The 12,814-nt window shown below is 67.3% G+C and carries 11 protein-coding genes; 4 read left to right on the top strand and 7 right to left on the bottom strand.

Annotation, left to right across the window (positions count from 1 at the left end):
* Positions 1-13: 13 nt before the first annotated feature.
* The 3 genes from ASD75_RS11925 to ASD75_RS11915 form a co-directional block, all read right to left on the bottom strand.
* On the bottom strand, positions 14-1,339 hold the full coding sequence (locus ASD75_RS11925) for an HlyD family efflux transporter periplasmic adaptor subunit (RefSeq protein WP_056745939.1): 1,326 nt from the start codon (positions 1,337-1,339) through the stop codon (positions 14-16).
* A gap of 88 nt (positions 1,340-1,427) precedes the next feature.
* Positions 1,428-2,906 (bottom strand): efflux transporter outer membrane subunit, encoded by a 1,479-nt coding sequence (locus ASD75_RS11920; protein WP_082565026.1) that lies wholly within the window; start codon positions 2,904-2,906, stop codon positions 1,428-1,430.
* Positions 2,907-2,940: 34 nt separating this feature from the next.
* Positions 2,941-3,474 carry a MarR family winged helix-turn-helix transcriptional regulator gene (locus tag ASD75_RS11915; RefSeq protein ID WP_056745937.1) on the bottom strand — a complete coding sequence of 178 codons (534 nt, stop codon included), beginning with the start codon at positions 3,472-3,474 and terminating at the stop codon, positions 2,941-2,943.
* Positions 3,475-3,803: 329 nt separating this feature from the next.
* Between ASD75_RS11915 and ASD75_RS11910 the strand changes: the two genes are divergently transcribed.
* A complete protein-coding gene (locus ASD75_RS11910; RefSeq protein ID WP_056644779.1) occupies positions 3,804-4,769 on the top strand; it encodes a ketopantoate reductase family protein in 966 nt (321 codons plus the stop codon).
* Positions 4,770-4,783: 14 nt separating this feature from the next.
* On the opposite strand, the gene metE is transcribed toward ASD75_RS11910, so the two are convergent.
* A complete protein-coding gene (metE, locus tag ASD75_RS11905) occupies positions 4,784-7,177 on the bottom strand; it encodes a 5-methyltetrahydropteroyltriglutamate--homocysteine S-methyltransferase (protein WP_056745935.1) in 2,394 nt (797 codons plus the stop codon).
* Positions 7,178-7,285: 108 nt separating this feature from the next.
* Here metE and ASD75_RS11900 point away from each other — a divergent pair, with 108 nt between their 5' ends.
* Positions 7,286-8,212 carry a LysR family transcriptional regulator gene (locus ASD75_RS11900; protein WP_056745933.1) on the top strand — a complete coding sequence of 309 codons (927 nt, stop codon included), beginning with the start codon at positions 7,286-7,288 and terminating at the stop codon, positions 8,210-8,212.
* On the opposite strand, the gene ASD75_RS11895 is transcribed toward ASD75_RS11900, so the two are convergent.
* A complete protein-coding gene (locus ASD75_RS11895; RefSeq protein ID WP_056062519.1) occupies positions 8,190-8,621 on the bottom strand; it encodes a nuclear transport factor 2 family protein in 432 nt (143 codons plus the stop codon). The two genes, ASD75_RS11900 and ASD75_RS11895, sit on opposite strands and share 23 nt — an antisense overlap.
* Before the next feature lie 97 nt (positions 8,622-8,718).
* Here ASD75_RS11895 and ASD75_RS11890 point away from each other — a divergent pair, with 97 nt between their 5' ends.
* Positions 8,719-9,585 carry a LysR family transcriptional regulator gene (locus tag ASD75_RS11890; protein WP_056062521.1) on the top strand — a complete coding sequence of 289 codons (867 nt, stop codon included), beginning with the start codon at positions 8,719-8,721 and terminating at the stop codon, positions 9,583-9,585.
* Between the two features lie 110 nt (positions 9,586-9,695).
* Positions 9,696-10,997 carry a M20/M25/M40 family metallo-hydrolase gene (locus tag ASD75_RS11885; protein WP_056062523.1) on the top strand — a complete coding sequence of 434 codons (1,302 nt, stop codon included), beginning with the start codon at positions 9,696-9,698 and terminating at the stop codon, positions 10,995-10,997.
* A gap of 65 nt (positions 10,998-11,062) precedes the next feature.
* Here ASD75_RS11885 and ASD75_RS11880 read toward each other — a convergent pair whose 3' ends face one another.
* Together ASD75_RS11880 and ASD75_RS11875 are read right to left on the bottom strand one after the other, a co-directional pair.
* On the bottom strand, positions 11,063-12,028 hold the full coding sequence (locus ASD75_RS11880; protein ID WP_056064978.1) for a 2-hydroxyacid dehydrogenase: 966 nt from the start codon (positions 12,026-12,028) through the stop codon (positions 11,063-11,065).
* Between the two features lie 76 nt (positions 12,029-12,104).
* Positions 12,105-12,569, bottom strand: coding sequence for a nuclear transport factor 2 family protein (locus ASD75_RS11875; RefSeq protein ID WP_056062526.1), 465 nt, complete (start codon positions 12,567-12,569; stop codon positions 12,105-12,107).
* Between the last annotated feature and the right edge of the window lie 245 nt (positions 12,570-12,814).

The raw sequence follows: 12,814 nt of genomic DNA, 5'->3' as shown, positions 1-12,814 counted from the left end.
CGGTCAACCCCGCTTACTGCACCACCGGGGACTGCACAGCGGGCTGCGCCGGGGCCGATGCATGCTTTTGCGCCTGCACTGCGGGCTGGCTGCTCACCTTGGGCGACGCCACTGCCACGGCGGCCTTGCCATTGCGGCCCAGGTTGGCGGCGATGATGTGCGCCACTTCGTCGTCGGCGGCCTTGAACTGCTCGTCGAACACAGCGGTGGCGGCCACGGGCGTGGTGCGCTGGGTGTCGGCCAGCGTCTTGCCGCTCTGGTCGGCGGTGTCCACCTTGACTTCCATCGACAGGCCCACGCGCAGCGGGTGCTCTGCCACTTCCTTGGGGTCGAGCGCAATGCGCACTGGCACGCGCTGCACCACCTTGATCCAGTTGCCCGTGGCGTTCTGTGCGGGCAGCAGCGCAAAGGCAGCGCCAGTGCCTGCGCCCAGCCCGGTCACCGTGCCGTGGTACGTGACCTTGGTGCCGTACACGTCGGCTTCCAGTTCGGCGGTCTGGCCGATGCGCAGGGTCTTGAGCTGGCTTTCCTTGAAGTTCGCGTCCACCCACAGGTCGTTCAGCGGCACCAGCGTCATCAGCGGGGCGCCGGCCTGCACACGCTGACCCACTTGCACGCCGCGCTTGGCCACGTGGCCGTCCAGCGGTGCCACCAGTTGCACGCGCTGCACGGCCAGATAGGCCTCGCGCACGCGGGCCGAGGCGCGCTGCACATTGGGGTGCTGCTCGATGGAGGTGCCTTCTGTCTGTGTCTGGCTGGCGGCCAGTTGTTCTTGTGCGGCCAGCACGGCCGACTGGGCGGCGGCCACGGTGCTCTTGGCGGCTGCCAGCTGCGCGGTGGCGTGCTGGAACTCTTCCTTGCCCACGGCACCGCTGGCCATCAGCGGGGTGCGGCGGTTCACGTCGTCCTGGGCGCGGGCAGCATCGGCCTGGGCACGGGCCAGGTCGGCGCTGCGCAGGCTGACCTGGGCCTTGAGCGTGGAGTTGTTGGCATACAGGGTGCGCACTTCGCGCACCGTCTGGGCGAGCTGGGCCTCGGCCTGCTCCAGCGCCACGCGGGCGTCGGCAGGGTCGAGCTTGACCAGCAACTGGCCGGCCTTCACGTAGTCGGTGTCGTCAGCGCCGATGGACACCACCGTGCCGCCGATCTGTGGCGTGATCTGCAGCACGTTGCCTGCCACGTAGGCGTTGTCGGTGGTCTCGACATGGCGGCCGTTGGCCCAGTGCCAGCCACCCCAGCCGATGGCCACCAGCGCGACGGCGGCGGCGATGAGGGTGAGGCCGCGGCGGCGGGCGGTGTTGGCTTCGTTGGCGGTGAGGGGTTCGCTGTTGGCGGTCATGGCTGTGGTCTTTCAGGAATGTGTTGTTATGTGTTTTTGAATGAGTGCGGTGCGGTGCGGTGCGGTGCGGTGCGGTGCGGTGGGCCGGTCAGTGCGCGGCGGCGGTGTGCAGCACGGCCGTGTCGTCCGTCCAGCCGCCACCCAGGGCCTTCATCAGCACCAGGCGGGTGTCGAGCTGGCGGGCGCGCAGGTCCACGGCCAGGCGGCGCTGGGCCAGCACCTGGCTTTCGGTGGAGAGCACCACCAGGTAGTTGCCCAGGCCTGCGCGGTAGCGCTCCTGCGCAAAGCGGTAGGCTTTTTCGGCACTGGCCACGGCCTCGTCCTGCAAGGCCTGCTGGCGGGTGAGCGACTGGATGGAGGCCACGGCATCGCCGGCTTCCTTCACCGCATCGAGCACGGCGCCGTTGTACTGGGCGATGGCCACGTCCAGCTCGGCGGCGCGGCCGCCCAGCTGGGCGCGCAGGCGGCCCCCGTCAAAAATGGGCAGGCGCAGCGCGGGCGTCACGCCCATCTGGCGCGAGCTGCCGTTGAACAGCCGGTCCAGCCCCAGCGAGTTCAGGCCAATGAACGCGCCGATGTTGATGTTGGGATAGAACTCGCTGCGCGCGCTGTTCACACCTTGCGTTGCAGCTTCCACGCGCCAGCGCGCGGCCACCACATCGGGGCGGCGGCCCAGCAGGTCGGCACCCAGCACCTCGGGCACGGCAGTGGTCTGCAGGGCGGCAAGGCGGGGCGTGAGCCGGGGCAGGGCATCGGGCGCCTGGCCGGTCAGCACGGCCAGTTGGCGGCGGCCCAGGGTGATCTGTTCTTCGAGCGCTTCGATTTGTGTGCGGGCGTCGGGCACAGCGGCCTGGGCCTGGGTCAGCTCGACCTGGCTGTCCAGGCCTGCAGAGGTGCGCTCTTGCGTGAGCTTGCGCTGTTCTTCCCGTTGCTCCAGCGCGCGCGTCGCCACGTCGCGCTGGGCCACAAGCCGGGCCAGCGCCACATAGCTGCGCCCCACCTGGGCGGCCAGGGTGTTGGCGGCGGCGGCCGCATCGGCCTGGGCGGCGCGGGCCTGGCCCAGCGCGGCCTGCAGCTCGGCAGCGTGCTGGCCAAAGAAGTCGGGCGACCAGCTCAGCGTGGCCTGCACGGTGCCGCTGTTGTATGTGTTGCCGGCCACCGGGGCAGGCACCAGCCCGTTGGCGGTGTAGCGCTGGCGGGTAGCGTCCACGCCCAGGGTGGCTTGGGGGCCGTTGGCGGCCTCGCGCACCTGGCTCAGGGCCACGGCTTGCTCCAGGCGGGCACGGCTCACGGCCAGGCTGGGGTTACCTTGCAGGGCGGTGTCGATCAGGGTGTTGAGCTGCTCGTCACCCAGCGCTTTCCACCACTGGCTGGGGGCCACCACGTCGGTGGTGGTTGCGGTCAGGCCAGCGGCGGCCGGGGTGGCTTGCGCCAGCGGTGTGTGGGCCGGGCCGGGGTTGGCGCAGCCCACCAGCAGCAGCGCGGCGGCCAGGGCAACGGCCGATACCGCCAGATGGGCGGCGAGGGCAGAGCGGGTGGACAGGGAGGTGGGGGCAGTGGCAGTCACGGAAATCTCCAGGGGGCAGGGCAACAGGGCGGGGTCAACCGGCTGCGGGTTCGGTGGGTGAGGGGGGCTGCTGGCGCAGCGCTTCGCCGTTGGCCAGCATGCGGCGCAGCATGGACAGCAAAAGCTGCCACTCGTCATGGCTGAAGTCGCTGAGGTGGCCGTTGAGCACGTCGGCCAGCACGGGGGGCACCAGGGCTGCAATGCGCTGGCCTTCCGGTGTGAGCCTGAGCTGCACGACGCGGCGGTCCACGGTGGAGCGCTCCCGCACCACCAAGCCCTTGGCTTCCATGCGGTCGAGCGACCGGGTCATGGAGGCGGGGTCGGTCTCCAGGTCACGCGCCAGGCTGGCCACGGTGGCGGTCTCGCACAGCGACAACTTGAACAGTGGCAGCCACTGGGCGTAGGTGAGTTCGTGCAACGCCAGCTGGGCATCGGCCTGCGTGCGGATGGACGACATCACCTTGCGCATCAGGTAGCCGACGCTGTTTTCGGGCACCAGCTTGCTGGGGTCGTAGTGCTCGGCGTTATAGAACGCGGGGGCTTGGCTGGGTTCGGGAGGGGCTGACATGGGTGGGAAATTTAATTGACTAGACAATTATTGTCTTTGCATTGATTAAATTCCTGACACAGGAGAGGGGCCTTTGAGCGGGGTGGGAGCCCACGAACGGGAGGTAACGGACGGGGGTTCGCGGTGCTGGAAATGGCGCGAGTGAAGGGAGTGCGCCCCTGCAAGCAGCTTTACAGAAAGTCAATTTGCTACGTATTTAATAGCTAGTAAGGCACGTCCGACTAGCACATCAGCCCAAAAACCCTTGATTTTTGGTGCGCAGGCTGCCGCCGATATAGTGGGGCGCCTTGTGACCGACCCTTCTGTGCCTTGCCCACCGGGACACCGCCATGACCGCTGCTGCTGATTCATCTGCCTCCCTGCCCACTGCCTTGGACATTGCACCGCCCCTGCGCTTTGCCGTGATGGGCGCGGGTGCGGTGGGCTGCTACTTTGGTGCCTTGCTCGCCCGCGCGGGCCATGCCGTCACGCTCATCGGGCGGCCCGCCCACGTGCTGGCCGTGCGTGACAACGGTCTGCGGCTGCAGACGGCGGCGATGGATGTGCAGGTGCCCCTGGCGGCCAGCACCGAGGCCAGCGCGGTGCACGGCGCGGACGTGGTGCTGTTCTGCGTGAAGTCGTCCGACTCGGAAGACGCCGCGCAGCAGATTCGTCCCCACCTGGCCCCTGGCGCGCTGGTGCTGACCTTGCAGAACGGTGTGGACAACGACGAGCGCGTGCGCGCCGTGCTGGACGCCAGCACCCCCGTGGCAGCCGCGGTGGTCTATGTGGCCACTGCCATGGGCGGCCCCGGGCATGTGGTGCACCATGGCCGGGGCGAGCTGGTGATTGCGCCTTCGCCACGCAGCGACGAGGTGGCCCGCCAGCTCACGGCGGCGGGCATTCCCACCCAGGTGTCAGACAATGTGCGTGGCGCGCTCTGGGCCAAGCTGCTGCTCAACAGCGCCTACAACGCGCTGTCGGCCCTGTCGCAGCAGCCCTACGGCCCGCTGGTGCAGGTGCCCGGCGTGACGCAGGTGATTGCCGACATCGTGGCCGAGTGCCTGGCGGTGGCGGCGGCTGACGGAGTGACGATTCCGGGCGATGTGCAGGCGGCGGTGCGCGGCATTGCCAGCACCATGCCCGGGCAGTATTCGTCCACCGCGCAGGACCTGGCGCGGGGCAAACCCACCGAGATCGACCACCTGAATGGCTACGTGGTCAAGCGCGGCGCCGCCTTGGGCGTGCCGACGCCGCTGAACCACGCGCTGCAGGTGCTGGTGAAGCTGGCCGAGATGAAGCGCGCTGCGGGCTGAACCGGGGGGGGCCGTCAGGCCAGCGCCGCCTCTTCCAGCAACCGCTCGCGCACTTCCTGCGCGGCCTGCACCATGTGGCGCAGGGCGGCTTCGGTCTCGGGCCAGCCCCGGGTTTTGAGGCCGCAGTCGGGGTTCACCCACAGGTGCTCCACGGGCACGACCTCGGCGGCTTTTTCCAGCAGCGCAGCCATCTCCTGCACGCCAGGCACGCGGGGCGAGTGGATGTCGTACACGCCAGGGCCGATCTCGTTCGGATATTTGAAGTCGCCAAAGCCCTGCAACAACTCCATGTCCGACCGGCTCGTCTCAATCGTGATCACATCGGCATCCATGGCCGCGATGGCGGGCAGGATGTCGTTGAACTCGCTGTAGCACATGTGGGTGTGGATCTGCGTGTCATTGCGCACGCCGCTGGCACTGATGCGGAAGGCGCGCGTGGCGCGCTCCAGATAGCTCTTCCACCCCGCGCGGCGCAGCGGCAGCCCTTCGCGGATCGCGGGCTCGTCGATCTGGATGATGGCGATGCCGGCGGCTTCGAGGTCGCACACCTCGTCGCGGATGGCCCAGGCGATCTGGTCGGCCGTGGTGGCGCGGGGCTGGTCGTCGCGCACAAAGCTCCATTGCAGGATGGTGATGGGGCCGGTGAGCATGCCTTTCATGGGTTTGGCGGTGAGGCTCTGCGCGTACTGCGTCCAGGCCACGGTCATGGGCGTGGGACGGGCCACGTCGCCGTAGATGATGGGCGGCTTCACGCAGCGCGAGCCATAGCTCTGCACCCAGCCGTTGGCGGTGAAGGCAAAGCCGTCGAGCTGCTCGCCAAAGTACTCGACCATGTCGTTGCGCTCGGCTTCGCCGTGCACCAGCACGTCAATGCCCAGGGCTTCCTGCTTGCGCACGGCCAGGGCAATTTCAGCTTCCATCTTCTGTTGGTAGTGGGCCGCATCCAGTGCCCCGCGCTTGAAGGCGGCGCGGGCCGCGCGGATCTCTGCCGTCTGCGGGAACGAGCCAATCGTGGTGGTGGGCAACAGCGGCAGCTTCAGCCGTGCGCGTTGGGCCTTTTGCCGGGCAGGGAAGGCGCTGGCGCGCTGATCGGCCCCCGGCGCGGCGGCTGCGATGCGGGCGGCCACGGTGGCGCGGTGCACACGCGGGCTGGCACGGCGTGCGGCCAGGGCGGTGCGGGCAGCGTGTAGTTCGTCGTCTGCCGCCGCTTCGCCTTGTGACAAGGCGGTGGCAAGCACGCGCAGCTCGTCCAGTTTTTCCACCGCAAACGCCAGCCAAGACTTCACCTCGGCGTCCAGCTGTGTTTCGGCCTCCAAGCTGAACGGCACATGCAGCAGCGAGCACGACGGTGCCAGCCACAGCTCGCCCTGGTGCTTGTCGACCACGGGCCGCAGCTTTTGCAGCGCCGCATCCAGGTCGGTGCGCCAGATGTTGCGGCCGTCCACGATGCCCACCGACAGCACTTTGTGCGAGGGCAACCAGTCGGCCACGCCCACCAGTTCGTCGGGCGCGCGCACGGCGTCCACATGCAGGCCGGCCACGGGCAGCTGGCAGGCCAGGCGCAGGTTCTCGGCCAGCGGCGAGAAGTAGGTGGCCAGCAGCAGCTTGGGCGCGCTGCGCGCCAGTTGCCAGTAGCTGGGCTCGAACGCATGGCGCCAGGTGTCGGGCAGGTCCAGGCCCAGAATGGGTTCGTCGATCTGCACCCATTCCACGCCTTGGGCCTTCAGGCGTGCCAGCACGGCCTCGTACACGGGCAGCAGTTGCTCCAGTAGGCTGAAGCGGTCAAAGCCCGCCGCCTTGGATTTGCCCAGCCACAAAAAGCTCAGCGGCCCCAGCAGCACGGCCTTGACGCGGTGGCCCAGCGCCTGGGCCTCGGCCACCTCGGCAAACAGGCGCTCGCTGGCTAGGTGGAACTGCGTGTGGGCGCTGAACTCGGGCACGAGGTAGTGGTAGTTGGTGTCGAACCACTTGGTCATTTCCAGTGCGGGCTGGCCTGCGGTGTGGTGCGTAGCCTGGCAACCGGCGCTGCAACCCTGGTGGTCGTCGGCGGCCTTGGCCGATACGCCCCGCGCCATTGCAAAGTAGCGGGCCAGCTCGGGCGTGTGGGCATCAAAGCCAAAACGCGCAGGCTCGCAGCCCAGCAGCTGGATGTGGTTGGCCACATGGTCGTACAGCGCAAAGTCGCCCACGGTCACACAACCCAGGCCTGCATCGGCCTGCGCCTGCCAGTGTTGCTGGCGCAGCTGGGCGGCGGTGGCTTGCAGCTCGGGCTCGGTGCTGTCGCCCCGCCAGAAGGATTCGAGCGCGAATTTCAGCGCACGCTGCGCCCCCATGCGCGGAAAGCCCATGGTGTGCGTGCGCACAGGGCGGCGGGTGGCGGCGGTTACGGCGACTGCGGCGAGCGACATGGTGATTTCCTTCTTCTGAATAGAGCAATGCAATGAAGGCACCGATGGTCGCGCGGGCTCGTTTATTATTCAAACGAAAGTTTTAGTCGATCAACTTGAAAATTAATAATGAATCAGTCGATTCTGGAAGTGCGCCACCTGCGCACGCTGGTGGCCTTGCGCGACAGCGGCAGCCTGGTGCGGGCTGCGCAGCTGCTCAACCTCACGCAGTCGGCGCTGTCGCACCAGATCAAGCTGCTGGAAGACCGCTACGGCCAGCCGCTGTTTGAGCGCAAATCGGTGCCACCGCAGTTCACCGCCGTGGGCGAACGCCTGCTGGCGCTGGCCGATGCCGTGCTGCCGCAGGTGGAAGGGGCCGAGCGCGACATTGCCCGCCTGGTGCTGGGGCAGGGCGGGCAGATGCGCATTGCGGTGGAATGCCACACCTGCTTTGACTGGCTGATGCCCGCGATGGACGCGTTTCGCACCCGCTGGCCCGAGGTGGAGCTGGACATCGTGAGCGGCTTTCATGCCGACCCCGTGGGCCTGCTGCACCAGGGCCGGGCCGATGTGGCGATCGTGTCCGAGGTGGATGCCGACGAGGCGGGCGTGGACTATCACGCGCTCTTTGGTTTCGAGATCCGCGCGCTGCTGGCCAACACGCACCCGCTGGTGGCCAAGCCGCATCTGGTGGCGCAGGACTTCGCCGGCCAGACCATCATCACTTACCCCGTGCCCGACGAAATGCTGGACCTGATCCGCCAGGTGCTGGAGCCCGCCGGCGTGCGCCCCCCGCGCCGCACCACCGAGCTGACGGTGGCCATGCTGCAGCTGGTGGCCAGCGGGCGCGGCGTGGCGGCGCTGCCGCTGTGGGCGGTGCAGAGCTACCTGGACCGGGGCTATGTGACGGCGCGGCCCATCGGTGAAAAAGGCCTGCGCGGCGAGCTGCACGCCGCCTGCCTGCCCAGCCTGTCGGCCAAGCCGTATCTGCAGGACTTTGTGCAGGTGACGCGCGAGACCAGTTTTGTCACGCTCAAGGGCGTGGAGTTGTTGTGACTGGCTCAGGCGCGTACTTGTCGCCCACTTCTTCGCGCAGCGGGTGGGTGTCGTAGACGATGTTCATGTCGCGGATGCGGGTGCTGCCCGCGTCGAACGTGAACACATCCACGCAGGTGAAAGTCACCTCGCGGCCATCGTTCAAGGTCCAGTCGTAGCGGAAGTAGGCGGCGACCCGCACGGCGCCGCCGTTGTCTGGCTGGGCGGAGACAAACAGATCCAGCACGGTGATCACGCTGCGGCTGGAGGCCTGGGCGAGCTTTTGGAAAAAGTCGCTCGCGCGCATGGTGCCCAGGAAGGGCGAATGCACCACGCCATCGTCTTCAAAGCAGGCAATCAACCCGTCGGTGTGGCTGGCGTGCAGGTGGGCGAGGTAGGTGCGGACGGTGTCGATGGGGGTGTGGCTCATACGTGGCGATGCAAAGGGCGCGGAGTGGAGTGCGTAGCTTCGCCAACTCCGCGCCGCACGACAAGAGACAATGGTGGCTTATACATAAAAGGTGTTTATGTATCTGCGCTACCTGCAATACCTCCACGCGGTCATCGAAAAGGGCTCGTTCGCCTTGGCGGCCAAGGCCTGCGGCGTGTCGCAGCCTGCGATCAGCCATGGCATGAAGGCGCTGCAAGCCCACTTCGCGCAGCCCTTGCTGGTGCGCGAGGGGCGCCGCCATGTGCCCACCGATCTGGCCCGGGCCGTAGCCGCGCAGGCCCTGCCCTTGGCACAAGGGGTTGAGGCGCTGCCCCGCGCGTCAGTGGCTGCGGCAGACCGCCATCTGCTGCGGGTGGGGCTCACGTCTTCAGCGGCGCTGGTCTGTGGACCGCTGCTGTATGCCAGCTGGTGCCTGCCCAATGCCCGGCGCTCGCTGGAGATGGCGACGGCCGATGAAGGCAGTCTGCTGGAAGGCCTGCTGCAGCAGCGATTTGATGCGGTCATTGCCCCCAAGCCGCGCAAGTTTGCGCATCCTGACGTGGTGGAGCGGCGCCTGTACGAGTTGCATCCCCAGGTCTATGCGCGCAAAGGCCACCCTATGGCCCAGGCTCGGTCACTGGCGCAACTGCAGGGCGCCGCGTGGGCGTGTGTGGGGCCCAGTGTCAGCGGGCCGGTGGATGTGCTGACGGAAGCGCACCGTGTGCGCCGCATGCCCGCGCCCAAGATGTCCGTGCGCTGCCCCGACTTTGCCAGCCTGTTGCACCTGGTGGCGCAGTCCGACCTGCTGGCGGTTGTGCCGCACCCTGCGTTGCTGGGCGGCGCGTCCACGCTGGTGGCGCCCCTGCGACTGGCGGAATCTCTGCCGCTGTATGGCATGTGGCTGTTCGAACCCCGGGGCCACAAGTCACGACTGGGCCCCGAGGTGTTTGCGCCTGCGGGCTGAGTCTGGCGCGCAGGCGCTGACCGAAACATTGCAAGGAGGATCAGTGTTTGAAATTGGTGTTGCAAGACTCCATAATCGCTTTCCTCATTCCTTCACCGAGCCTTTGCACCATGCACCATCCGCAGCGCCGCCCACACTCAGCCCCTTCGTTTGTCCGCCCCCTGATGGCCTCGCTGGCGCTGGCGTTTGCCGCCGCCGTGGCCCACGCTGCGCCGGTGGCTGATGTCCATGCGCTGGCCCAGAAGGAGCAGCAGCCGCTGCTCGACACCCTGCGCGACCTGGTGCATATCGAGTCGGGCAGCAAGGACATCGAAGGCCTGAATCAGATCGCCGAGCGCATTGCCAGCCAGCTCAAGCAACTGGGCGGCACGGTGGACGTGCTGCAAACCAGCGATATCTACCGCCTGGACGACACCCCCGAGAAGGTGGGCCCTGCTGTGCAGGCCGTGTTCAAGGGCACGGGCAGCAAGAAGATCATGCTCATCGCGCACATGGACACGGTGTACCTGAAAGGCATGCTCAAGGGCCAGCCTTTCCGCATCGATGGCGACAAGGCCTATGGCCTTGGCATCTCGGACGACAAGCAGGGCATCGCGCTCATCATCCACACCGTGGCCTTGCTACAAAAGCTCAACTTCAAGGACTACGGCACGCTCACTGTGTTGATCAACGGCGACGAAGAAATCAGCTCTCCCGGCTGGCGCAGCACCATCACCCGTGTGGCGTCTGAGCAGGACGTGGTGTTGTCGTTCGAAGGCGGCGGCACCGACGGCACGCTGCGCCTGGCCACCAGCGGCATTGGGGCGGCCTACCTTACGGTGCAGGGCAAGGCGTCGCACGCCGGGGCCAAGCCCGAGGATGGCGTGAACGCGCTGTATGAGCTGTCGCACCAGCTGCTGCAAATGAAGGACTTGTCCAAGACCGACGAGGGCCTCAAGCTGAACTGGACGGTGTCCAAGGCGGGCACCAACCGCAACGTGATTCCGGCCGAAGCCACGGCCCAGGCCGATGCGCGCGCGCTGCGTGTGGCCGATTTCGACGGGCTGGAGAAAGGCCTGCAAGAGAAGGTCAAGAGCAAGCTGCTGCCCGCATCCAAGGTGGATGTGAAGTTTGAAGTGCGCCGCCCGCCGCTGGAGGCCAGCGACGCATCCCGCCGCGTGGCGGGTTACGGCAAGGTCATCTACCAGGAGCTGGGGATGTCGCTCAATGTGGTGGAGAAAGCCACGGGCGGCGGCACCGACGCAGCGTTTGCGGCGCTCAAGACCAAGGGCGCGGTGGTGGAGGGCATGGGCCTGTCGGGCTACGGCGCGCACTCCAACGATGCGGAGTACGTGCAGATCAACACCATCGTGCCGCGTCTGTACCTCGCCACGCGCATGATCATGGACATCTCGCGCGACCGCGTGAAGTGACACGCTGAGCTGCTCCACACCCTCCCTGTGAGGGCAGCCGTGTAACACAGGGCGCCGTGGCGGGCTCAAGCGCCCGGCGTGCCCGGCACCGGCGTGCGCACGGTGCCGGTCGCAAAGAAGGATGCCAGGTTCTCCAGCACCAGGTCTGCCATGGCGCGGCGGGTTTCGTGGGTGGCGCTGGCGGTGTGCGGGGTCAGCACCACGTTGTCCAGCGCCATCAGCGCGGCGGGCACGCTGGGTTCATTCTCAAACACGTCCAGCCCGGCGCCGGCAATGCGGCGCTCGGTCAGCGCATCGATCAGTGCCGCCTCGTCCACCACAGTGCCACGCGCCACATTGATGAGAAATCCGTTGGCGCCCAAGGCCTCCAGCACATCGCGGTTGACGAGGTGGCGCGTTGCGGCGCCACCTGCAACGGTGAGCACGAGGTAGTCGGCCCACTGCGCCAGCGCGGTCACCGACTCGAAGTAGGGCAGTGCGCATTCCTGCGCCGGGCGGCGGTTGTGGTACCCCACCTCCATGCGAAAGCCGCTCGCACGCTCGGCCACGGCCTGCCCGATGCGGCCCATGCCCACGATGCCCAGCCGCTTGCCGGACACGCGGGTGCCCAGTGCGTATCTGGCCTTCGGCCATTCACCACGGCGCACAAAACGGTCGCTGGCGGCCACGTGGCGTGACACATCCAGCATCAGCGCAAACGCCATGTCGGCCACACAGTCGTTGAGCACGCCGGGTGTGTAGCCCACCTGCACACCACGGGCCTTGGCTGCATCGATGTCCAGCGCATCAAAACCCACGCCAAAACTGCTGATGACCCGAAGGTTGGGCAATGCCGCAATGACTTCGCCCTTGAGGCCGATGGCTGCGGTGGTCACCACCCCCGTGAACTCCGCACCGTGCGACGCCAGAAAAGCCGCCGGATCGGTCTGGTCGGCCAGGCAGGCGACGCTGTAATGGGCAGCCAGTTCGACTTCCAGTGCAGGAAGGGGCAGGCGGCCGATTTGCAGGATGCGAGGGGGAGTCGTGGTCATGGTTTCGTGGGGCAACAGTGCCAAAAAATGCAAGGGGCGGCATACGGCGGCACACAGCCGCCCCGATGTGTCTACATCATGCCGCGACGCGCACGGCCTGGCGCGCCAGCAGCTTCCACTGGCCACCTTGCTGTTGCCACACGCCCAGGATCTTGATCTGCACCTTGCCGGGCTTGCCCGAGTCGTTGGTGTCGGCCGTGAGGGTGTGGCGCACGATGGCGGTGTTACCCACCACCTTGATGGTCTGGTCGGTGATGGCGATGGTCACGAAGTCGGACTTGCCAGCGATCAGGTCGCCGATGAAGCTGTCCTTGGTGTCCACGCGGCCGCCCGAATGGCCGTAGCTCAGGTCGTCGGCGACGAGGGCGGTCAGTGCAGCGGGCGTGGGGTCGATCATGGCCACGCGCAGCTTTTCTGCGGCGGCAGCCACTGCCTGTTCGGTCGATGCCGAGGAGGCTGTGGCTGCCGCACCCGTGGCGCAACCTGCGAGCGCGGCAATGGTCACGGCAGCGGCCGCGGCGAGAACGATTTGCTTGAACATTTTGTCTGTCTCCGTTGTTGTGTTGGGGTTTTGGGAATGGGCGTGCCACGACTGCCTCCGGACCTGTGCACGGCCGGGCCCGGGGTGTAGGGGTGTCTGCAATGGGAGCAAAAAACGAGGGCCTGGTGAACCAGGCCCTGCGCCAGGCCGCGCTTACTGCGGCCCGAGCTTGTCAATCAGCGCCTTGAGCTCTTGCATCTCGTGGGGCTTGAGGTCCGTCAGCGGCGCCCGCACCGGCCCGCCGT

Source organism: Acidovorax sp. Root568, assembly GCF_001427445.1.
Lineage (GTDB): Bacteria > Pseudomonadota > Gammaproteobacteria > Burkholderiales > Burkholderiaceae_C > Acidovorax > Acidovorax delafieldii.
This window is presented reverse-complemented; position numbering and strand designations above follow the sequence as displayed.